Source organism: Devosia soli (assembly GCF_000970455.1).
Classification (GTDB): domain Bacteria; phylum Pseudomonadota; class Alphaproteobacteria; order Rhizobiales; family Devosiaceae; genus Devosia; species Devosia soli.
In genome coordinates this window covers 18,589-39,054 of the sequence record NZ_LAJG01000048.1, presented here as the reverse complement: position 1 = coordinate 39,054, position 20,466 = coordinate 18,589, and the positions used below count along the sequence as shown (strand labels likewise).

19 protein-coding genes are annotated in these 20,466 nt (G+C 62.0%); 9 read left to right on the top strand and 10 right to left on the bottom strand.

The window, feature by feature from the left end; genetic code table 11:
• Positions 1-9 precede the first annotated feature (9 nt).
• The 4 genes from exoK to VW35_RS18695 form a co-directional block, all read right to left on the bottom strand.
• Complete coding sequence (gene exoK / locus VW35_RS18710) at positions 10-780, bottom strand: endo-1,3-1,4-beta-glycanase ExoK (RefSeq protein WP_244465945.1); 771 nt, start codon at positions 778-780, stop codon at positions 10-12.
• Positions 764-2,023 (bottom strand): polysaccharide biosynthesis/export family protein, encoded by a 1,260-nt coding sequence (locus tag VW35_RS18705; RefSeq protein WP_046144887.1) that lies wholly within the window; start codon positions 2,021-2,023, stop codon positions 764-766. The genes exoK and VW35_RS18705 overlap by 17 nt, the downstream gene beginning before the upstream one ends.
• Positions 2,024-2,131: 108 nt before the next feature.
• The gene (locus tag VW35_RS18700; protein ID WP_046144625.1) at positions 2,132-2,848 is read right to left on the bottom strand and encodes a hypothetical protein; all 717 of its coding nucleotides are present in this window, start codon (positions 2,846-2,848) and stop codon (positions 2,132-2,134) included.
• A 250-nt stretch (positions 2,849-3,098) separates the two neighbouring features.
• The gene (locus tag VW35_RS18695) at positions 3,099-3,593 is read right to left on the bottom strand and encodes a cytochrome b (RefSeq protein WP_046144624.1); all 495 of its coding nucleotides are present in this window, start codon (positions 3,591-3,593) and stop codon (positions 3,099-3,101) included.
• Positions 3,594-3,676: 83 nt separating this feature from the next.
• Here VW35_RS18695 and coxB point away from each other — a divergent pair, with 83 nt between their 5' ends.
• From coxB to VW35_RS18675, 4 genes are read left to right on the top strand one after another with little or no spacing between them, the layout of a single operon-like run.
• On the top strand, positions 3,677-4,660 hold the full coding sequence (gene coxB, locus VW35_RS18690; RefSeq protein WP_052951870.1) for a cytochrome c oxidase subunit II: 984 nt from the start codon (positions 3,677-3,679) through the stop codon (positions 4,658-4,660).
• Positions 4,657-7,146, top strand: a complete 2,490-nt coding sequence (ctaD, locus tag VW35_RS18685) for a cytochrome c oxidase subunit I (protein ID WP_046144623.1) — start codon at positions 4,657-4,659, stop codon at positions 7,144-7,146. Before coxB ends, ctaD begins: the two co-directional genes overlap by 4 nt.
• A complete protein-coding gene (locus tag VW35_RS18680) occupies positions 7,143-7,550 on the top strand; it encodes a hypothetical protein (protein ID WP_046144622.1) in 408 nt (135 codons plus the stop codon). The genes ctaD and VW35_RS18680 overlap by 4 nt, the downstream gene beginning before the upstream one ends.
• Entirely contained in the window at positions 7,547-8,593 is a 1,047-nt protein-coding gene (locus VW35_RS18675) for a c-type cytochrome (protein ID WP_052951869.1), read from the top strand. The genes VW35_RS18680 and VW35_RS18675 overlap by 4 nt, the downstream gene beginning before the upstream one ends.
• On the opposite strand, the gene VW35_RS18670 is transcribed toward VW35_RS18675, so the two are convergent.
• Both VW35_RS18670 and VW35_RS18665 read right to left on the bottom strand, forming a co-directional pair.
• The gene (locus tag VW35_RS18670) at positions 8,594-9,364 is read right to left on the bottom strand and encodes an SDR family NAD(P)-dependent oxidoreductase (protein ID WP_046144621.1); all 771 of its coding nucleotides are present in this window, start codon (positions 9,362-9,364) and stop codon (positions 8,594-8,596) included.
• A 19-nt stretch (positions 9,365-9,383) separates the two neighbouring features.
• Positions 9,384-10,067 (bottom strand): GntR family transcriptional regulator, encoded by a 684-nt coding sequence (locus VW35_RS18665; RefSeq protein WP_046144620.1) that lies wholly within the window; start codon positions 10,065-10,067, stop codon positions 9,384-9,386.
• 120 nt (positions 10,068-10,187) lie between these two features.
• Here VW35_RS18665 and VW35_RS18660 point away from each other — a divergent pair, with 120 nt between their 5' ends.
• From VW35_RS18660 to VW35_RS18645, 4 genes are all read left to right on the top strand, one after another.
• A complete protein-coding gene (locus tag VW35_RS18660) occupies positions 10,188-11,729 on the top strand; it encodes an aldehyde dehydrogenase family protein (RefSeq protein WP_244465944.1) in 1,542 nt (513 codons plus the stop codon).
• 62 nt (positions 11,730-11,791) lie between these two features.
• Positions 11,792-12,748 carry a sugar ABC transporter substrate-binding protein gene (locus VW35_RS18655; protein ID WP_046144619.1) on the top strand — a complete coding sequence of 319 codons (957 nt, stop codon included), beginning with the start codon at positions 11,792-11,794 and terminating at the stop codon, positions 12,746-12,748.
• A 50-nt stretch (positions 12,749-12,798) separates the two neighbouring features.
• Entirely contained in the window at positions 12,799-13,818 is a 1,020-nt protein-coding gene (locus tag VW35_RS18650; RefSeq protein ID WP_425283796.1) for an ABC transporter permease, read from the top strand.
• Positions 13,815-14,543, top strand: coding sequence for an ATP-binding cassette domain-containing protein (locus VW35_RS18645; RefSeq protein WP_046144618.1), 729 nt, complete (start codon positions 13,815-13,817; stop codon positions 14,541-14,543). Before VW35_RS18650 ends, VW35_RS18645 begins: the two co-directional genes overlap by 4 nt.
• Positions 14,544-14,589: 46 nt before the next feature.
• Here VW35_RS18645 and VW35_RS18640 read toward each other — a convergent pair whose 3' ends face one another.
• Positions 14,590-15,486, bottom strand: coding sequence for an SDR family oxidoreductase (locus VW35_RS18640; protein WP_046144882.1), 897 nt, complete (start codon positions 15,484-15,486; stop codon positions 14,590-14,592).
• 123 nt (positions 15,487-15,609) lie between these two features.
• On the opposite strand from VW35_RS18640, the gene VW35_RS18635 reads away from it, so the two are divergent.
• On the top strand, positions 15,610-15,990 hold the full coding sequence (locus VW35_RS18635) for a GFA family protein (RefSeq protein ID WP_046144617.1): 381 nt from the start codon (positions 15,610-15,612) through the stop codon (positions 15,988-15,990).
• Positions 15,991-16,126: 136 nt separating this feature from the next.
• Here VW35_RS18635 and VW35_RS18630 read toward each other — a convergent pair whose 3' ends face one another.
• The 3 genes from VW35_RS18630 to VW35_RS18620 all read right to left on the bottom strand — a co-directional run bounded on the left by VW35_RS18630 (position 16,127) and on the right by VW35_RS18620 (position 20,236).
• A complete protein-coding gene (locus VW35_RS18630; RefSeq protein ID WP_046144616.1) occupies positions 16,127-17,026 on the bottom strand; it encodes a dihydrodipicolinate synthase family protein in 900 nt (299 codons plus the stop codon).
• A gap of 183 nt (positions 17,027-17,209) precedes the next feature.
• On the bottom strand, positions 17,210-18,940 hold the full coding sequence (gene araD, locus VW35_RS18625) for an L-arabinonate dehydratase (RefSeq protein ID WP_046144615.1): 1,731 nt from the start codon (positions 18,938-18,940) through the stop codon (positions 17,210-17,212).
• A 15-nt stretch (positions 18,941-18,955) separates the two neighbouring features.
• Positions 18,956-20,236: a Gfo/Idh/MocA family oxidoreductase gene (locus tag VW35_RS18620; RefSeq protein ID WP_046144614.1), complete on the bottom strand. Its 1,281-nt coding sequence runs from the start codon at positions 20,234-20,236 to the stop codon at positions 18,956-18,958.
• Positions 20,237-20,466 lie beyond the last annotated feature (230 nt).

The window sequence follows — 20,466 nt, the reverse complement described above, 5'->3', positions numbered from 1 at the left end:
GTGTCGTCCCTATTGTTGGCAGAGAATGGAGGCGTCGAAGGCGCAATTTTCGCCGAGCGGAGTGAAGGCGACCCAATCGACTTGCATGGCTATGGGCGTCGTCACTGGGGTGAACGATCCCATCCAATCGGTCAGCGTGTCGCTTCCCCAAAGGCTGAAGAAGATCCGCTGGGCATTGCTGGGAATGGTTTTGGGGTCGTCCATGGTCCGCACGAGTTCGCCATCGATATAGAAGCGGATTCGATCCGGCTCCCAGGTAAAGGCGAAGGTCGTAAAGTCCGTGTCGGAAGGCTGGGGCAAGGCGTGGGATTGTCCGCTGCCGATTTCGCCATCGCCGCTTACCCCGTTGACGAACGTAGTCGTTTCCACATGGCTCGTGTCGCGGGTCAGAATTTCGAAGTCGATCTCGTCATGCGGCTTGCCCTGCTGAGGGCCGATATAGGTGAAAAATGCAGCGTTGAGCCCGGAACCCGACGGGGTCTTGAGCCGCGCCTCATAGGTGCCGAAGCCGTAGGCTTTTCGGGTCTGGATCTCACCGCACCGATATTGCCGGTTGCCCTTGGGTACGGGCGCAAAGCCCACTTGCAAGGCCCCGTTCTGTGCCTTCACCTGATCGCTCGACCAGGTGCAGTTCTGATGGGCGCCATTGCTCCAGCCGTCCGAGACGTACCAGCGGGCTTGGTCGAGCTTGTCGAAATCGTCAAGAAACGCTTCTTGCGCGAACGCGGGCGAGGCAAGAAGCGCCAGGGTGGCGGCGAGAATTTTAGCGCAGGGCTGCACGATTGCCTCCTGTGGTGGTGCCGAGCGCGAGCTTTGCGACAATGACGTCGCCGGCGCTGACGGGCGTATTGGGTTCGGCGGGAAGCTCTTCGCCATTGCGGATGATGGCGTAGCTGTAGTGTGGGGCATCGTCGCCGGGCAGCGCCACGCCGGTATAGAGCGCGGCTTCTTCGACAAGACCCTCCTGTGTCGCGATTTTCAGCGCCAGCGCACCGATCTGGCCATCGACCGTCTGCCGCTCCTGCGACAGGTCGGAAATCCGCTGGTCGGTAAGGCGCGCCTGTTCGCGCTCGGCGGCAGCGATATCCTGCTGCGCCTGGAGCGTTGCTGTCTCGGTGTCGAGGAGGCGCGATTCGAGATCGGCCACATTGGTCTGGAGCGAGGAAACGCGCGAGGCGAGCGCGAGGCCATCGTCGGAAAGGGCGGTGATCTTGTCGAGCTGGTCGCGCGCGGCTACGAGCTGGGCCTCGGTGCTGGTCTTTTTTTGTCCAAACGCCTCGATCTGGCTGTTGAGCAGACCCACTTCATCGCTGAGCGAACTTGATTGCGCGTCGGCCTGGCGCTTTTGTGCCGCAAGAATTGCCGTTTCAGCCGCAAGCAGATTTTCGAGGTCCGGATTGCCTTCAAGCTCCGGCGGCACGGCGATTTCGGTCTGGTTTGCGAGTTCGGCGTCGAGCCGGGCGCGCCGAACGAGGAGACGATTATATTCGTCTCGCAGCACTTCGAGCGCGCCGCTCGTTGTCAGCATTTCCCGTTCAGGCCGAGCAGAGGCCTCGGCGCTGCGGCGTTCGCCACCGGCGAGCGCTAAGGCTTTGACCACGGTCAGGTTGGGGGCGAAAGGATATTCGCCTGGTGTTGCGACATCGCCGGAAACATAGATCGGGCCGTATTCGGCCACTTCCACGGTAACGGCAGGCGCGGTGGCAAGACCCAGGGATTGTTGCAGCGCCACGCTGAGGCTCGCGGCGAGATCGGTGCTGGTCAGGCCCGCGCTTTCGGTGGGGCCAACCATCGGGAAATTGACGTTGCCATCGGCGCCGACCACATAGTCCCCGCCCAGCGCGGTCCACTCTTCGAACGCCGAGTCGGCAGCCTTCCACTGCACCACCTTGATCGAGAGCTTGTCCGACACGCCGAGCAGATACGGTTCCGCACCATGTGCAGCGGCGGTCGCAGCGACGCTGACGAAACAAAGCGAAGCAAAACGTAGGGCAGAAAAAATCCGGTGGGTGGCGATAGTCATGTCCCCATCCTTGCGTCTGATCATCGAACTAGGATCGTCGCCATCGATCGTGCCCGCAATGGGGCAGGGGCGAAGCGGCATCAGCTGCCTACCGGCAAGGCTCGCGGATCAACTATTTGATTTTATTGCGTCTTCGGCGCCGAGATTAAGGTTTGCCGGCTCACTCAGGGCAGACATGCGCGAGCGGGTCAGCTCCAATCCGCTCTCGCGCCGCGTGCGCTGCCGCGGGCGGGGCATTCCCGAAATCGGAGCAAAGCCGCGCGAGCCGAGCCGGCGCTTCTGCTGAGGCGTGAGAGCGGGCCAGACGGCCATTTTGCCCGCCTCATCCAGTTCGCCGAACTCGTCCTGATGCGCGATGCTTCGCGTCTGGACTTCGAAAATCCGTGGATCGATGCGCTCTTCGAGTTGAGCGATAGCTGCAAAGAGCGGAGCGGCGTAGCGCGGGGACAATTGAAGATTGCGTTCGAAATAAACGACGATTTCGCTGAAGGTCACTTCCGGCAGGGCCGGCTGAACCTGACGAATCGCGTCCTGGCAGGTCTTCTGCTTCTGTCGCGCCGTAAGCCCGTGGATATTGGCCCGCGTCGAACGGAGATCGAGCCGTTCCCCATCGAGAATTCCGCTTACCGGGTACCGCCCGACGCAGCGCTGGCAAATCCAGAGTGTCTCGCCGTTGCGCTCGACTTCATAAGTCAGGCGCTGCCCGTCCTGCCCGCAGAAATCGCAGGTGGCCGACAGGGTTACGTCGTCGGCAATGTCCCAGGTATAGGTCCATTCCTTCGGGTCGCCGACGCATTCGTTCAGCGTATAACGGGGACGGGACATTGGCATGCATTTGCCTCTCAGTGCGTTGCGCGATCCCGATCACGGGAGCGTTACCTACGACATCATAACCGGGGCAACCTCTGGGCAAGATGCCAGACAACTGAGTCAAAACCGGGGTGATTTGGTGGCTTGGCCGCCCTCGAGCCACCGCAACCCGGGCGTAAGGACATGGTGCGCAAGCCAAATGCCAATCGGCAAGCGCTGATCCATTCAGCAGGTGAATGCGGGGCATGAGGTGAGCGGGTTGGTTCTATCTAGCCCGGCTGCGCAGCATTTTCCGGACGACGCGGTTGTCGAGCACCAGTTCTTCGACCACTGCGCCGGCGACGTGAAGAAGGATTGCGGGGATAAGCACCAGCCGCCCGAGTTCGTGCAGAACGCCCGCAAGCTCGATGCCGAAAAACCAGGCCATGGCGCCGGTAACAGGCATCAGAAACATGAATCCATAAAGCAGCCAGTGCGTCGCAAGGCTCAGAAAACCGACCAGTGGACTAAGATTGCCTTCCGGCTCCGGCACGCCGTGCCAGAAGCGGAGGCCAAGGCGGAGAAGCGCAAGAAAGAACACGAGAATGCCGATCACGGCGTGAAAGATTGCGCCGGCATTGTCTGGGATAGTGCCGCTCGATAGCCGCTGCGCGAAGGCCTGCTGCATGTCGGCATTGATCGTGAGCTGGATGACGATCAGCGCCGCGATGGTCCAATGAAGGAAAATCTGCAGCCGCGAATAGGTCTTGATCTGAGCCATGCTGTTCCGCGGCAATATTATCCTCTCAATGGAACTCGCTTGCGGCTTTGGCGTTCCATCGAGGGTAATTTCCGTGGGGGTGCATGGGGCAGGTTTTCGGTCAGCGGTGGTTTGTGCGCGGCGCAACGCTTGTTGCTTCGATACCGCTTCTTGCCGCCTGCTCGAGCGAACAGAGCATGCTGCACCCCGCCGGGGAAGACGCTGCAGCAGTCGCAAACCTGTTTTGGGTCATGGCCGCTGGCACGGTGGTTATCTGGCTCATCATCATGGGCATTACCGTTTATGCGGTTCTGGGCAAGAGGCGGCCCAAGACCGAACGGTTTGCCGATCGCTTCATTCTCGTTGGCGGCGTTGCCTTTCCCACCATCACCCTCGCGGCCCTCCTGATCTTTGGCCTCGCGCTATTACCCGATTGGGTGCGCGCCGAACCACCGGACCTGCGCATCCATGTCACCGCCGAGCAATACTGGTGGCGCGTTGCCTATGAGGGGCCGGGTGGCGAAAGCATCCAATCGGCCAATGAAATCCACCTGCCGGTTGATAGCACCGTGGAGTTCGTGCTCACCTCGACCGATGTCATCCATTCGTTCTGGATCCCTTCGCTCGGCGGCAAGATGGACGTCATCCCAGGCCGCATCAATCTCTGGCGCCTGCGCCCGACCGATGAGGGTATTTTTCGCGGCGTCTGCGCCGAGTTTTGCGGTCCGTCGCACGCACTGATGGCCTTTCCCGTCGTCGTTCATTCAGCGGACAATTTCGCTGCCTGGCGGGAGGGTGAAGCCGCGTCCGGTATCGCCCAGGGCAATGAGGCCTTTATCGCGACCGGCTGTGGCGCCTGTCACACGGTGCGCGGTACCGCGGCGAGCGGACAGGTCGGGCCCGACCTCACCCATTTCGCGAGCCGTCGCACCATGGGCGCCGGCACCATGCCGATTAGCGCGGAAAACCTCGCCCGCTGGCTGATCGACCCCGATCACCTCAAGCCCGATGTGCGCATGCCGGGCTACGAAACCCTTTCCGAAGACGACCGGGCTGCGCTGGTCTCCTACCTCATGGCCCTCAAATGACCGTGGATAAAGACGCCGAAACCGCACAGCTCCAGCGGGTCTGGGATAATCCCAAGGGCTGGCGCGCGCTGTCCGACGTCAACAACTCGGTTATCGGCCTCTGGTATATCGCCACCGCCTTTGCCTTCATGCTGTTCGGCGGCGTGCTGGCGCTGATTATCCGCGTGCAGCTTTTCGTCCCCGATAACACGCTGATCTCGGCTGAACTTTACAACCAGACCTTCACCCTCCACGGCACGGTGATGATGTTCCTCTTCGCCGTGCCGATCTTCGAGGCCGTGGCAATCCTGATCCTGCCCGGCATGCTCGGCGCGCGCGACCTGCCGTTTCCGCGCCTCTCGGCCTTTGGCTATTGGTGTTATCTCATCGGCGGCGTCTTCGTTTGCGGCTCGATCTTCTTCAATGCCGCGCCCGATGCCGGCTGGTTCATGTATCCACCGCTCTCGACCGAACAAAGCGGCATCGGCGCCGATATCTGGCTCCTGGGCCTTTCCTTCATCGAGGTTGCTTCGATCGCAGCGGCCGTCGAACTCATCGTCGGCGTCCTCAAGTGCCGCGCGCCGGGCATGCATATCAACCTGACCCCGCTCTATGGCTGGTACGTGCTGGTGGTCGGCGCCATGATCCTCTTCGCCTTTCCGCCGCTGATCGCCGGCGACATTCTCTTCGAAATGGAGCGGCTTCTCGGCTGGCCGTTCTTCGACGTTACCCGCGGCGGCGACCCGATCCTCTGGCAACACCTCTTCTGGATTTTCGGACATCCGGAAGTCTACATCATCTTCCTGCCGGCCATCGCGCTGCTCGCCATGATCGTGCCCACCTTCGCCCAGCGCCCGATCACCGGCTATTCCTGGATCGTGCTTTCCGCCCTCGGCACCGGGTTCTTGAGCTTCGGGCTGTGGGTCCACCACATGTTCACGACGGGCCTGCCGTCGATTTCGCTCGGCTTCTTTTCGGCGGCGTCCGAAGCGGTGGCGATTCCCACCGGCATCCAGATCTTTGCCTTCATCGCAACGGTCATGCTCGGCAGCGTCGTCCGCTCGGTGCCCATGCTCTTCTGCCTAGGCGCGCTCGCCGTCTTCATTATTGGCGGATTGACCGGCGTCATGGTTGCCGTCGCGCCATTCGATTTTCAGGTGCACGACACCTATTTCATCGTCGCGCATCTCCATTACACCCTGATTGGCGGCATGCTTTTCCCGGTCATGGCGGGCATCTGCTATTATTACCCGCTGATCATGGGCAAGCCGCTGTCGCGAAAGCTTGGCATCTGGTCGTTCTGGCTGATGTTCATTGGCTTCAACACCGCCTTCCTCCCCATGCACCTGACAGGCATGCTCGGCATGCCGCGCCGCGTCTTCACCTATGGCGCCGATCGCGGCTGGACCGAGCTTAACATGCTTTCGAGCGTCGGTGCCTTCGTCTTCGCCGCCGGTTTCTTGCTTCTTGCCTGGGATTGCCTCCGACCCAAAAAGCGCGAGCCGCAGGTCAAGCGCAATGTCTGGAATGCCGGCACGCTCGAATGGGCAGCACGCTATGGCGACACCTGGGGCATGCGCTCCATTCCCGAGGTCAACAGCCGCTATCCGCTCTGGGATGATCCCGATTTCATGCGCAAGATCGATGCGGGCGAGGGCCTGCTGGCAGACGCGCAGGAAGGGCGGCGAGAAACGCTCGTCACCAGCACGCTCGATGCCCGACCGGTGCAGGTGCTGCGTGTCGGTGGTCCCGATTGGCTGCCGATGATCGCCGCCATCGGGCTCGGCGCGGTCTTTATCTTCATGACCTTCAAGCTCTGGCTCCTGACTGCTGCCGGTGGCGTCCTCTTTCTCGTCGCCGTTCTGCGCTGGCTCTGGGTCGGCACAGCCGAAATCCCCGAAAAGGACAGCAAGCATATTGGTCAGGGCATTGTCTTGCCGCTCTATGTTTCGGGCACGCGCTCAACCGGCTGGTGGGCCATGTTCATCACCATGACCGGCGACCTGACGGCTTTTCTCGCCCTGCTTTTCGGCTACTTCTTCTTCTGGACCATCCACCCCAATTTCCCCCCTGTCGGCATCGAAGGCCCGGGTTGGTTCTGGCCGCTCGTTGCGGGCCTTCTGATGGGCCTCTCCTGGGGTTCGACGCTTGCCGCACGCTTCGTCAATGGTTCGGGCAAGCCCGCCACGGCGCGGCTTCTTCTTGTTCTTGGCATGCTCACCGCTATTCTTGGCGGCCTTGCCCTGATGGCCGGCCCATGGACGACAGGTCTCGACCCCACAAGCCATGCCTACCCTGCCATCGTCTGGGCGCTTGTGGTCTGGATCGTCGCACATCTGGCAACCGGCGTGCTGATGCAGGGTTACTGCTTTGCCCGCTCGCTCTACAAGAAGATGACCCCGACCTATGATGCCGACCTGTGGAACGTCACGCTTTTCTGGCATTTCGTCGGGTTTTGCGGCGTTCTCTGTGCTCTCGTCATCGGCGCCTTCCCGTTGCTGACATGAGGGGAAACCGCGCCCACAACGAGATCGAACGCGAGACCGGCTCGGGTACCGATCTTTGGAGTGTCATCATCGCCCCTGGCATCTGGGCGGTGCACTTTCTCGTCTGCTATGTCGCGGCGGCCATCTTCTGCGAAAAGTTCGGACGTGATGCCGATCTTGGCGGCATTCGCCTCACGGTCATAGGCGCTACGCTGATCGCGCTTCTCGGCATCGGCTGGTCGACAATTCGCCTGTGGCGCGTGCGTGGCCGGAGCCTGACCGATGACGATTTTGAGTATGAACACAACACCCCTGAAGAACGGCACCGGTTCCTGAGCCATGTCGCGCTGATGCTTTGCGTCCTCTCGGCCGTCGCCGTGCTCTATGTCACCATTCCCATGCTTTACCTCACGACCTGCCGATGACCGAACCTTCCGGCAAAGAACAGGAGATCAAGCGCAATTGGCGGCCGCTGCTTGGCGGCTTTCTCACAGCGACGATGCTGTTTCTGGCTCTGCCGCTCACTGGTCTACTCGAGATCAATGCGCGGCCGGGCAGCAATGCGGTGGTCGATTGGTATAAGCAGACTGCGGCCCGGCAATCGATCGCCCTGCGCTCCGCCTTTACCGAGGTGCCCCCGCTCGATGATCAGGGCATGGTCATTCGCGGCGCGGGACATTACGAGCTCGTCTGCGCCGATTGCCATGGCAGCCCAGCGGGGCCGCCCGAACAGATCGCGCGCGATCTCTCTCCACCACCTCCGCCGCTCAACCGCTGGCGCCCGGAAGCGCGGCTCTTCGAAACGGTCAAATATGGCATGCGCCATACCGCCATGCCCGCCTGGCCGACGCATCTTCGCGACGACGAAATCTGGGACATGGTGGCCTTCCTCCGGCAGTTGCCCAGCATGGACAGCGCGACCTACGCCGATTTTGCTTATGGCGGTGCCGCGCCCGGCTCGTGCATGGCCTGCCATGGTGAGAATGGGGAGGGCCGAGGCAACGCAATGCCCCGGCTCGACATCCAGACGCCAGCCTATCTTGCACATGCGCTTGCAGCGTTCCGCGACGGCAGCCGCCACAGCGGCACGATGATGGCTGCTGCTCGCCAATTGACGGACGATCAGATCGCCGGCCTTTCCGAACATTTCGGCCGATCGGTCGCCGCAGCGCCCGATGATGGTCCGCAACTGGGGGAAGAAATCGCCACCCGCGGCGTGCTCGAACGCGATATTCCGGCTTGCGACTCCTGCCACGGTGCGTCCGCCCGAGCAGATTTCCCGCGCCTTGCCGGGCAGTCCAAGGCCTACCTCGTCACCCAGCTCGAACTCTTCCAGCATCTCGGCGCCGAGCGTGGCGGCCGTTTTGCCCACATCATGGCCGAGGCGGTCGAAGATTATCTCGAAGAAGGGCCGCACCGCTTGCGGACCGAAGAACTCGAAGCGGTGGCTGACTATTACGGCAACTGATCAGGCATTGGCCCAACCGCCGTCTACGACGAACTGCTGGGACGAGATCATGGCGCTGTCGTCTGCCGCCAGAAACAGCGCCATGCGCGCCACATCGTCCGGACTGACGCGTCCGGCCAGCGCCTGATTGGCATCGATCTGCCTTTCGGCGGCCTCGTCGACCCAATGGGTCAATTGCCGCTCGGTCATGACCCAGCCGGGAACGAGCGAATTGACGCGGATGCCGTGCTTGCCCAGTTCGCGTGCCATGCCGCGTGTAAGGCCATGGGTTGCCGCCTTGGCGGTTTCGTAGACCGGGATTTTCGGGGACATGATCATCCAGGAAATAGAGCCGGTATTGATGATCGAGCCCCGTCCGGCGCGGATCATGCCCGGCGCCACAGCCTGGATGGCAAAGAAGGCGTGCTTGAGATTGACCGCCATACGCTCGTCCCAATAGGACGACGTGACATCCTGCCAATCATGGCGCTGGTCGTGGGCGGCGTTGTTGACCAATGCCAGTGTGTCGCCGTGCGCAGCAGCGAAACCAGCGATCGTGGCTTTATAGGCTTCGGTATCGGTGATGTCGCAGCGCTTGAAAAGCACTGTCCTGCCGGCTCCGGTAAGTTCATCGGCCAGCGCCGTACCGCGTTCGTCCTGGATGTCGACGAAGCCCACCTTGGCGCCCTGTGCCGCGAAATTGCGCACCAGCGCTTCGCCGATGCCGGAGGCGCCGCCTGAAATCACTACGGGCATTCCGGCAAGGCTCGGATAGCGGGCGGTTTCGCTCATCGATCAAGGCTCCGGTCGTTCAGATGAAAAGATTGGCGTGCCGGGTTTCGAGATCCGGCAGGTCGTCGAGAATGCTGCCAAGATGCGTTGTCATCGCCGCCTTGGCGCCCTCGATATCATGGGCATCGATGGCGTCCATGATTGCCTGATGTTCGCGCACGCGGCGCGCCATGTCGGCCTCGCTTTGCAGCGTCATATTACAAACCCGGTCCATATGCGTCTTCATGTCGGCAATGGCGATCCAGGCGATGCCGACCCCGGCACCTGTCGCGATGGCGATGTGGAAGGCTTCGTCATGTTCGCGAAAGCCCGCATGGTCGAGCTTTTCCGCCGCTTCCTGCTGCTTGACCAGAAGGCTGGCGATCCGCTTCCGCTGCCAGGCATCGAAATTCTGCGCCGCTTTGGCCACGACGGCGATCTCGACCGATTGGCGCACGAAGAGCGCTTCGGTCATTTCCTTGGCTGAAATGCGCGCGACCACCGTGCCGCGGTGCGGTCGAATCTCGATGAGCCGGGAATTTGCGAGACGGATCAGCGCCTCGCGCACCGGCTGGCGCGAAACGCCGAGACGGGTGGCGATATCTTGTTCGGAAAGGCGCGTGCCGGGCAGCAGTTCAAGCTCGATGATCGCGCGCCGCAGGTCTTTTTCTATAGACGCGGCAGCACTTTCACCGCTCTCAGCCGTCTGCATTTCCAGAGTCATACTACATCTCGCCCACGCCATTGACAGCTTGGGTCAATGCGCCATACGGTACCATACAATTCCATACAGGACGCGTCGGAACGGGTCCAGCAGTGTTTCGGGGAGGTGGATCAGTCCGCCATGGCCATGCTCAGTCAATCCAGTTTTCAGGACAATTTCGCAGTCCCGAACCTTAGTGATCCGCGCCTTCAGAGTAAACGCGCCTATCGCATGGTGATCGACGGAAAGTCCGTAGAAGCGGTGTCCGGCAAGACCATCGAGCGCGAAAGTCCTGGCCATCGCGGCAAAGTTATCGGCGTCTGGCCAGCCGGCTCGACCGAAGACGCTTCCAGCGCCATCGGCGCCGCCCGCACCGCCTTCGACAACGGGCCGTGGGGTCGCATGAGCGGGGCCGAGCGCTCGACCATTCTCCATGCCATCGCCCAAGGCATTCTGAAACACCAGGAAGAGCTGGCGCTGATCGAGTGCCTCGAAACCGGCAAGCCGCTCAATCAGGCCCAGGGCGAGATCGGGTATTGCGCTGATCTCTGGACTTATGCCGCCGGCCAGTGCCGCGGGCTCGAAGGCGATACGCACAACGCCATCGGCACCAACCGCCTCGGCCTCGTCCTTCGAGAGCCGGCTGGCGTCGTCGGCATCATTACCCCATGGAATTTCCCCTTCATCATCGTTTCCGAGCGCGTGCCGTGGGCGCTAGGCGCCGGCTGCACGGTGGTGGTGAAACCGAGTGAGTTCACCTCGGGCACGACTATTCGTCTCGCCGAGATCGCGCTCGAGGCAGGCCTGCCACCCGGCGTCTTCAACGTCATCACCGGCTATGGCCCCGATGTCGGGCAGAGCCTTGCCGAAGATCCGCGTGTCGACATGGTCGCCTTCACCGGCTCTGTCCGCGTCGGCACGCAACTCGCCGGCATCGCCGCGGCCAACGTCAAGCGCGTCGGGCTTGAACTGGGCGGCAAGGGCCCGCAAATCGTTTTCGCCGATGCCGATCTCGAGGCGGCCGCCGATGGCGTCGCTTATGGCGTCTTCCACAATGCCGGCCAGTGCTGCATTTCGGGCAGTCGCTTGATTGTCGAAAACTCCATTCGTCCCGCGCTGCTCGAACGCCTGCTCGATCTCTCGCGCCGCCTGCCTTTCGGCGATCCGCTCGCTTCGATCACGCGCTATGGAGCCATGGTCTCGGTACCCCACCTCGAAAAAGTCGCGGGCTACGTCTCGGCCGGTCTCGAAGATGGCGCCGAACTGCTGCTCGGCGGCGACAAGATCGACGAGGGCTCGGGCAATTTCTTTGCGCCCACCGTCTTTGACAAGGTGCGCCCCGACATGCGCATCGCCCAGGAGGAGATTTTCGGGCCGGTCCTGGCCACCATTGGCTTCGACACACCCGAGGAGGCGGTCGCTCTCGCCAACGGCACCCCTTTTGGCCTCTCGGCCGGCGTCTGGTCGCGCGATCTCGAAACCGCGATCCAGACGACGCGAAAACTGCGCGCAGGCCGCTGCTGGATCAACTCCGTCATCGACGGAACGCCGGAAATGCCCATCGGCGGCTACAAGATGAGCGGCGTCGGCCGCGAACTCGGCCGCTATGGGTTCGACGAATATTCCCAGTTCAAGGGCCTGCACATGACCCTTGGCCGCGGGGAGCCCTGGTTCAGTCACTGACACCGGGCAAAGCCAGCGGGCCTGAGGAGACCCGCTTCATCTTTCAAGGGAGGAGAACCCAAATGAAACTGACCACGAAGGCCGCCTTGCTGGCCGGTTGCGCATTGTTCGCAATCGTACCCGCCGCCCTGGCGCAGGATCAGGAGCCGGTCAAGGCGACCATGATCATCTATCTCGATCCGAGCGTGCAGTTCTTCAATCCGGTGGTCAAAGGCGCGCAAGACGCCGCCGCCGCGTTCAATGTCGACCTCGACGTGCAGTATGCCAACAATGATCCGGTGCGCCAGAACGACCTGATCGAAAGCGCGGTGGCCACGGGTGTCGATGGCATTGCCGTCGCCATTTCGTCCTCGGATGCCTTCGACGACAGCATCTGCGCCGCGGTCGAAGCCGGCGTCGTCGTCATCGGCTTTAACAATGACGATCTCGAAGGCGCCGAAGGCAATTGCCGCCAGGCCTATGTCGGCATGAACGAATTCGACAGTGGGTATGAGCTTGGTAATCGCATGATCGACAAGTTCGGCCTCAAGGAGGGCGATACGGTCTTCAATCCGCGCGAAATTCCCGAGGCGAGCTTTGCCGTGGCGCGCGGCGGCGGCATCGAAAAGGCCATGGCCGAGCACGGCATCAAGGTCGAGACCGTTCGCGCGGGCCTCGACCCGGCTGAAGCCCAGAACATCATGGCCCAGGCCCTGATCGCCAATCCGGACATCAAGGCCGTCTTCGGCACCGGTTCGGTGACGTCCACGGTCGGCGCCGGTGCCATCAAGGATGCAGGCGTCGACGTGCCCTTTGGCGGCTTCGATCTCGCGGTGGAAATCGCCGATGCGGTGGAATCCGGCGCCATGTTCGCAACCATGGACCAGCAGCCATACCTGCAGGGTTATTATCCGATCGCCCAGATCGCCATGGCCGCCCGCTACGGCCTCACCCCGACCGATGTCGATACCGGCCAGGGCGCCTTCCTCGATCAGGCCCGCATCGCCACGGTGAAGCCGCTCATCGGCACCTATCGCTGACCACTCGGCTCCGGCTCATGGGCCGGAGCCCTTCATCTTTGGATAGAACCGTGACCGAAATGACCCACACGCACGCCGCTGCGCCGTCGCGCTCGGCCCGGGATTGGCTTTATCGCCTCCTCAGCATGCCGGCAGGCGCCATTCTCTTGGTGTTTCTCGTCGTGCAACTCGCCTGTATTCTGGCAGGCCTGTTGTTCCCCGACGACTTCCGCTACCTCTCGTCGGCGAATATGGGCATCATGATGCGCTCGGTGCCGGTGCTTGGCTGCCTCGCGCTCGGGGCCGGCGTCCTGATGATCGCCGGTGAGTTCGATCTCTCGATCGGCTCGGTCTATACGCTTACCGCCGTGATCATGGCCATGCTGGTCGGCCTTGGGGTCGATGCCTTCCTCGCCGCGCCCATGGGCCTTCTCGTCGGAGCCGTCATCGGCCTTGGCAATGGCTTTCTCACCCTCCGCTTCAACCTGCCGAGTTTTATCGTCACGCTCGGGGGCCTTCTTTTCTGGCGCGGTGCGGTGCTGCTGATCAACGGCGCGGTGCAGGTGCGGTTCGATCCCAATCCAGTCTTCAATGCGCTGCTTTCGGGCACGATCCTCGGCATCAATGCCGCCTTCATCTGGTTCGTCGCGCTTTGCTTCGGCTTCTGGGCGGTTATGCATCGTCATCGCCTCGGCAATCATATCTTTGCCACCGGCGGCAATCGCGCCGCAGCGACCGCGATCGGGGTCAATACCGGCCGCATCAAGATGATCGCCTTTGCCATTGCCGGTTTCTTGGCGGCCTTTGCTGGTATTCTCGCGACGACCCGCGTCGGCTCGGTGCAACCGGGACAGGGCGCCGGGCTCGAACTCCAGGCCATCGCGGCCTGCGTCATCGGCGGGCTGTCCCTGCGTGGCGGGCGCGGATCGATCCTCGGCGTTTTCCTTGGGGTGATGCTGATTTTTACCATTACCGACGTGCTCCTGCTGATGCGGGCGCCGGGCTTTTATCTCGATATGTTCATCGCAACGCTTATCGTCGCCGCTTCGATCTTCAATCACGGCCTCGACCGCCGGGGAGCCGAGTCATGAGCCTTCTCGAACTCCACAGCATCAACAAGACCTTTGGTCCGCTGAAGGCCTTGAGCGATCTCTCCTTCGCGGTCGGGCACAGCGAAGTGGTTGGTCTTCTTGGCGACAATGGCGCGGGCAAGTCGACCACGGTCAACATGATCTCCGGTATCCACCGGCCGACCTCGGGCTATATTTCGGTCGATGGAATACGACAGGATTTCGCCAATCGCCGCGACAGCGCCGAGGCGGGGATCGAGACGATCTACCAGAATACCGCGTTGGTCGATTGCCTATCCATTTCGCGCAATATTTTCCTTGGTCGAGAACTGACCGACCGCTTCGGCTTTCTCGACCTCAGGAAGATGCGCGACATCGCCATGCAGGTGCTCGAAAGCGCCGTCCACATCTCGGGCATCGATAGCCCCGACAAAATGGTGGGCGACCTGTCGGGTGGGCAGAAACAGGCAGTGGCCATCGCCCGCGCCGTTTTCTTCAAGCGCCGGGTGCTGCTGCTCGATGAACCCACTTCGGCACTTTCCGTGCGCGAGACGGAAGCGCTGCTCAACCAGGTGCTGAAACTCAAGGCCGAGGGCGTCTCAAGCGTTCTCGTGACGCACAATCTCTATCATGCCTACCAGGTCTGCGACCGGTTCGTGATCATGAGCCATGGCACGAAAGTCTTCGATGTCGCCAAGGCCGATACGACCATCGAGGAGCTGACGCAGCACGTAGTCCTTACGTGATGCGTTGAGTGGGACGCGGCTCCCTCCGAGCCGCGTCCCGTCATGCTTAGGCGACGCCCTTGCCGCCGGTGGCGCCGAAGACTTCTCCGGTGATGTAGCTGCCCTCCTGGGAGGCGAGCAGCACATAGATAGGCGCCAGCTCGACAGGTTGACCCGGCCGGCCAAAGGCGCTGTCCTTCCCGAATTCCTTGACCTTTTCGGGGAACTGTCCGCCGCTCGGCTGCAGCACGGTCCAGAACGGTCCGGGCGCTACGACGTTGACGCGAATGCCCTTTTCGATGAGCTGTTCGGCCAGGGCCTTGGAATAGGCGACGATGCCTGCCTTGGTGGTCGCATAGTCGAGCAGGTGCGCCGACGGGTCATAGGCCTGGATCGACGATGTGGTGATGATCGAGGCGCCAGGAGGCAGATGCGGGACCGCAGCCTGCGCCAGCCAGTGCAAGGCGTAGAGGTTGGTCTTCATCGTCTTGTCAAAATCTTCGCTCGTCACTTCGTCGATCGATTTGCGCGCCTGCTGCCGCGCGGCGTTGATGACGAGAATGTCGAGGCCGCCGAGTTGCTTGACGGCATCGGCGATCAGCGTCTTGCAGAAGCTTTCATCCGTGAGGTCACCGGGCAGAGCAAAACCCTTGGTGCCGGCTTTCTCGATATAGTCGACGACTTCCTGCGCATCGCTATCTTCGGAAGACAGATAATTGATCGCCACATCGGCGCCTTCGCGGGCAAAGGCGATGGCTGCCGCCCGGCCGATGCCGGAATCGCCGCCGGTGATCAGGGCCTTGCGGCCACGAAGACGCCCGAACCCAATGTAGCTTTCCTCGCCATGGTCCGCAGGTGGATCCATTTTGGCAACGATGCCAGGGCTTTGCTGCTCCTCCTGTTTGGGAAAGGGCGGAGCAGGATATTGGTGTCGCGGGTCCTGCATGGTCAGGCGATCGGGCATATTGGCCTCCTTGTGGTTTTCGGGCCAATGGGCATCCGCCGCCGAATGTTCCCTCCGCATTCAAACTCTTTTTGAACCCTTCGGGGGGAGCGACGCTTTTCTCCCTGAACTTGGAGGAGCGCGATGAACAAGGAATATAGCGGGGGCTGCCGATGCGGCGCGGTGCGCTACACCCTGCAGGGCGAGCCGTTCAAGGCCGGGCTTTGCCACTGCACCGAGTGCCGCAAGGAAACGGGCTCGGCATTTCTCTATTACGCAGATTGGCTGCCCAGTCAGATCCTCGTTTCCGGCGACTACGCCACCTATGAAGGCCGCAGCTTCTGCCCCAAATGCGGCAGCACGCTCTTTCACCTGGGCGACAAGCAGGCCGAAATCGCCGTCGGCTCGCTTGACGAAGCACCCGCCGCGCTAATGCCGCTGCGGGAAGGCTGGATCAAGCGACGCGAACCATGGCTGGTCGCGGTGGTCGGGGCCGGTCAGTTCCGTGAAGATACGGACGTTTGAACCGGCAGCCCATCCACTCCGGCAATCACGTTCTTGCGGTACCAGTCCAGCCGCCACCCTCGGACCTGACCCGAGGGTTTTGCACTTCATCCCTGCCGGTAATCGATACCTGCGCGGGTGGACAGGGGGCCCTCGATCAGCGCAGTCCATTCGCTGCAATGAATGAGTCCAGCTTACCCTGCTGCGCTGGCGTCAGCGGCCAGGCTGAGGGCGGCCGCGTCGGGCCGCAATCGCGCCCCAGCGCCTTGAGCGCGGCCTTCACGCCGGTCACGTTGGTGCCGTTCATTTCCTCGGCGCGAATATCTTCAAAGGCGCGCATGCCGGCAACGAGCTGGTTGGCTTCGGCATAATTGCCGGCCTCAAGCGCGGCATGGATGGCGAGGGACCGCTCGGGCCAGACATTGATCAACCCGGATGTAAAACCGCGCGCACCGACGGCATAAAAGCTCGGTGCCCAGACTTCGGCGAGCCCACCGACCCAAACGATCGAGGGATCGCAAGCGGCCTTGGCTTCCGCTAGTTTCAAGGGATTAGGCGTTGCCCATTTGACGCCCTTCACCCCCGGCACGGCGCAAAGATCAGCAATGGCCTTGGTGCCGATGGCATCGTTGCGGAGGTAAAGCATCATCGGCAGTCCGCCCGAGGCGTCGGCCACGGCCTTGATATAATCGACGACACCGCGCGGCGAAACGAAGGGATCGGGCGGCTGATGGATCATCAGCGCCGTAGCGCCGGCATCCGCTGATGTTCTCGCCAATGCCACGGCATCGCGAATGCCGCGGCCGATGCCCGCCAGCACAGGCGCTCGCCCGGCAACGAGACGGACAACCTCGCGCACCATGATCGAGGCTTCGTCCGTCGTCAGCGCATAGAATTCGCCGGTATTGCCATTGACCACCGGCATATGGAGCCCCGCAGAAAGCGCGCGATCGATAATCGGCACCAGCTTTTGCGGCGCCACATCGCCCTTGTCATCATAGGGGGTGACAAGAATGCCGGAAATGCCGGTCAGGGCTTGGTCGAGTGTGAGTGGCATTCCTTTGGTCCCCTTAGTTTAGAGCCGCCCCGTGAATATGAGAGTGCTCAAAATTTTTCCGCCCGTCACCACCGGGCTTGTCCCGGTGGTCCATGCGAAGGCGAGGTGAATTGCCCGGACAAACCGGGCAATGACGGCGGGACGGACTTCTGCGATCTGAACCTCAAATCTATCAGCAGCCCCTCAATAAATATCCGGCTCCCCGGCCGCCGGCCCAAAACCGCGCTCGAGAAAGTCGAAGTCGCAGCCCTTGTCCGCCTGGGTGACGTGCTTGGAATAAATCCATCCCCAGCCGCGCTGGAAGCGCGGTTCCGGCGGCGTCCAGGCGGCGCGACGACGGCTCAGTTCATCCTCCGAGACCAGCATGTCTAGGCGGCGATTTGCGAGATCGAGCTTGATCAAGTCGCCATTGCGAAGGAGCGCCAGCGGACCGCCGACATAGGACTCCGGCGCCACATGTAGCACGCAGGCGCCATAAGAGGTGCCGCTCATGCGCGCATCCGAAATGCGCAGCATGTCGCGATAGCCCTTTTTGATGAGGGCTTTTGGAATGGGAAGCATGCCCCATTCCGGCATGCCGGGACCACCCAGCGGACCAGCATTGCGCAGCACCAGCACATGGTCTGGCGTGACGTCTAGATTTTCGTCGTCGATTGCTGCCTTCATCTCGGGATAGGAATCGAAAACCAACGCCGGGCCTTGATGCTGGTAATATTTCGGGTCGCAGGCGGCCGGCTTGATCACTGCGCCATCGGGGCAGAGATTGCCGCGAAGCACCGCGAGCGAACCCTCGTGATAGACGGGGTTCGAGAGCGGCCGGATCACGTCGTCGTTATAGACCACCGCCCCTTCGAGATTTTCGCCCAGCGTCTTGCCGTTGACCGTCATGCTGGTCAGGTGCAAGCGGTCGGCGATCTGGGTCATCAGCGCGCGAAGGCCACCGGCGAAGTAAAAATCTTCCATCAGGTAGCCCTGGCCATTGGGCCGGACGTTGGCGAGCAGCGGGGTTGTTCGGCCCAGCGCGTCGAGATCGTCGAGATCAAGATCGACCCCGGCGCGGCGGGCCATGGCGATGAGGTGCACGACGGCATTTGTCGAGCAGCCGGTGGCCATGGCAACGATAGCGCCATTGCGGATCGCAGCGTCGGTGACGATGCGGTCTGGGGTAAAGTCCTCCCAGGCCATGTCGACGATGCGCCGCCCGCAATCGGCCGCCATGCGCTGGTGCGCTGAATCAACGGCGGGGATCGAGGAGGCGCCGGGCAGGGTGAGGCCCATGGCGTCGACGATGGCCGTCATGGTCGACGCCGTACCCATGGTCATGCAAACGCCAGCCGAGCGGGCAATGCCGCCCTGAAGGCCCTGCCATTCGTCGTCAGAGACATTGCCGGCGCGGCGCTCGTCCCAAAATTTCCAGGCGTCTGAGCCCGAGCCAAGCGTCTTGCCGGCATAGTTGCCGCGCAGCATGGGACCCGCGGGCAGGTAGATCATTGGCACATTGGCGGTGATGCCGCCCATGACGAGGCCCGGCGTGGTCTTGTCGCAGCCACCCATCAGCACTACGCCATCGAGCGGGTGCGAGCGGATGGTTTCCTCGGTCTCCATCGCCAGCATGTTCCGATAGAGCATGGATGTGGGCTTGGTGAAACTCTCGTCGACCGAGAGCGTCGGCAGCTCGACCGGAAACCCGCCTGCGGCCAGTACGCCGCGCTTTACCGCTTCGACCCGCTCGGGGAAATGGCTGTGGCAGGCGTTGAGTTCGGACCAGGTATTGAGGATGCCGATCACGGGCTTGCCCATGAAATCGGCCTCCGAATAGCCAAGCTGCATCAGCCGCGAGCGGTGCCCAAAGCTGCGCAGATCGTCCGGCGCGAACCAGCGCGCCGAACGCAGCTGATCGGGCGTCTTGCGCATCGCCCGGTCTCCCGCCTAGAGCTTGACCAGCGTTCGCACATCGACCGGCAGGCCGGTCGCGAAGGACTGGTTCGCCGCGATTCCGGTCAGGATCGAGAGCGCGCCATCGCGATGGTTTGCGCCATAGCCGGGGCGGGGCGTCGCATTGCCGAAGATTTCCTCGAGCATGATCTTGTCGCCGCCACCGTGGCCGCCTTCGCCAGCCGGGACGTGCACGACGCGGGATTCGCCGTGGAGCGGGAAGTGGTAGAGATCGACACCCTTGGCCGCGCCCTCTGCGGTCGAGGTCGAGCCGGCATTGATATAGGAGGTTTCGCGCACCATCAGTTCAAGCCGGCCGCCGGTGCCGTTGATGGCGACGTTGAACCCTTCCCAAGGGGCATAGGCATAGAGCGAATAGGTCATCACCGCCTTGTTGCGATAGCGGACCATGACGTTCATCGTGTCCTCGATGGAGATGCCGTCGCCAAAGACGTTCTGGTCGCGCTGGTAGCCGTCTTCCTTTTCGGCATCCCAATAGAGCGCCTTCTGCGTCGGAGTTGCGGTCAGGTCGATGGCGAAGGGATCGTTCTTGGCCGCCTCGACGCCGGTCGTGCGCGTATAGGGCGTGAAGACGCCGCGTTCTTCGGCATTGGCGCGGCCATAGAATTTGAGGTCGCCCATGGCAAAGACCGTGTCGGGCTGCGAGCCGAGCCAGAAGTTTACGAGATCGAAATGGTGGGTCGACTTGTGCACCATCAGGCCACCGGAATTGCGCTTGTCGCGGTGCCAGCGGCGGAAATAGTCGGCGCCGTGGCGCGTATCGAGCAGCCATTCGAAGTGGATCGAGGTTGGCGTGCCGATGGCGCCTTCGGCGATCAGCTCACGCAGGGCCGAATTGTGCGGGGCATAGCGATAGTTGAAGGTCACGCGAACATTGCGGCCGGTGCGCTCGACGGCGTCGAGGATTTCCTGGCACTTTTCCTTGTCGACCGTCATCGGCTTTTCGGTGATGACGTCGCAGCCGAGCTCCATGGCGCGAATGATGTATTTGTGGTGCGTGCGGTCGACCGAGGTGACGATTACATAGTCCGGCTTGGTTTCGGCGATCATGCGCTCGAAGTCCGCGGCCTTGTAGGTCGGCACGGCTTGCCCGCCCAGTTCCTCGACGAAAACGCGGTTGGTGTAGTCCATACGCGTCTGGTTGGTGTCGCAGAGCGCCACCATGCGCGAATTGTCCTTATGGGGTCCCAGAATGGCCTCGTAGAACATCCTGGCCCGTCCGCCCGTGCCCACGATTGCATAAGTCTTGGCCATTTCCGCTCCTCGTAATGCCGTCAAGAACCGCTGCGAATGACTCATCATTTCGCCGCGCGGTTACATGTACCATACAAGATTGGCGGCGTGCACTCGTTCTTTTGGGCAAAAGGAGGCGACATTTCCGGGTCGGCAAATGCGAGCGAAAAGAGTTGTTTACGACCCTCTCAAGCATGGTCATTGCCCGGCTTGTCCGGGCAATTCATCTCTGAAGAAGCATGGACCATCGG

Excerpts from the sequence above, each read along its gene's own strand:
- VW35_RS18705 (WP_046144887.1), bottom strand. The coding sequence starts at position 2,023 with ATGACTATCGCCACCCACCGGATTTTTTCTGCCCTACGTTTTGCTTCG.
- VW35_RS18700 (WP_046144625.1), bottom strand. The coding sequence starts at position 2,848 with ATGTCCCGTCCCCGTTATACGCTGAACGAATGCGTCGGCGACCCGAAG.
- VW35_RS18695 (WP_046144624.1), bottom strand. The coding sequence starts at position 3,593 with ATGGCTCAGATCAAGACCTATTCGCGGCTGCAGATTTTCCTTCATTGG.
- coxB (WP_052951870.1), top strand. The coding sequence starts at position 3,677 with ATGGGGCAGGTTTTCGGTCAGCGGTGGTTTGTGCGCGGCGCAACGCTT.
- ctaD (WP_046144623.1), top strand. The coding sequence starts at position 4,657 with ATGACCGTGGATAAAGACGCCGAAACCGCACAGCTCCAGCGGGTCTGG.
- VW35_RS18680 (WP_046144622.1), top strand. The coding sequence starts at position 7,143 with ATGAGGGGAAACCGCGCCCACAACGAGATCGAACGCGAGACCGGCTCG.
- VW35_RS18675 (WP_052951869.1), top strand. The coding sequence starts at position 7,547 with ATGACCGAACCTTCCGGCAAAGAACAGGAGATCAAGCGCAATTGGCGG.
- VW35_RS18670 (WP_046144621.1), bottom strand. The coding sequence starts at position 9,364 with ATGAGCGAAACCGCCCGCTATCCGAGCCTTGCCGGAATGCCCGTAGTG.
- VW35_RS18665 (WP_046144620.1), bottom strand. The coding sequence starts at position 10,067 with ATGACTCTGGAAATGCAGACGGCTGAGAGCGGTGAAAGTGCTGCCGCG.
- VW35_RS18660 (WP_244465944.1), top strand. The coding sequence starts at position 10,188 with ATGGCCATGCTCAGTCAATCCAGTTTTCAGGACAATTTCGCAGTCCCG.
- VW35_RS18655 (WP_046144619.1), top strand. The coding sequence starts at position 11,792 with ATGAAACTGACCACGAAGGCCGCCTTGCTGGCCGGTTGCGCATTGTTC.
- VW35_RS18645 (WP_046144618.1), top strand. The coding sequence starts at position 13,815 with ATGAGCCTTCTCGAACTCCACAGCATCAACAAGACCTTTGGTCCGCTG.
- VW35_RS18640 (WP_046144882.1), bottom strand. The coding sequence starts at position 15,486 with ATGCCCGATCGCCTGACCATGCAGGACCCGCGACACCAATATCCTGCT.
- VW35_RS18635 (WP_046144617.1), top strand. The coding sequence starts at position 15,610 with ATGAACAAGGAATATAGCGGGGGCTGCCGATGCGGCGCGGTGCGCTAC.
- VW35_RS18630 (WP_046144616.1), bottom strand. The coding sequence starts at position 17,026 with ATGCCACTCACACTCGACCAAGCCCTGACCGGCATTTCCGGCATTCTT.
- araD (WP_046144615.1), bottom strand. The coding sequence starts at position 18,940 with ATGCGCAAGACGCCCGATCAGCTGCGTTCGGCGCGCTGGTTCGCGCCG.
- VW35_RS18620 (WP_046144614.1), bottom strand. The coding sequence starts at position 20,236 with ATGGCCAAGACTTATGCAATCGTGGGCACGGGCGGACGGGCCAGGATG.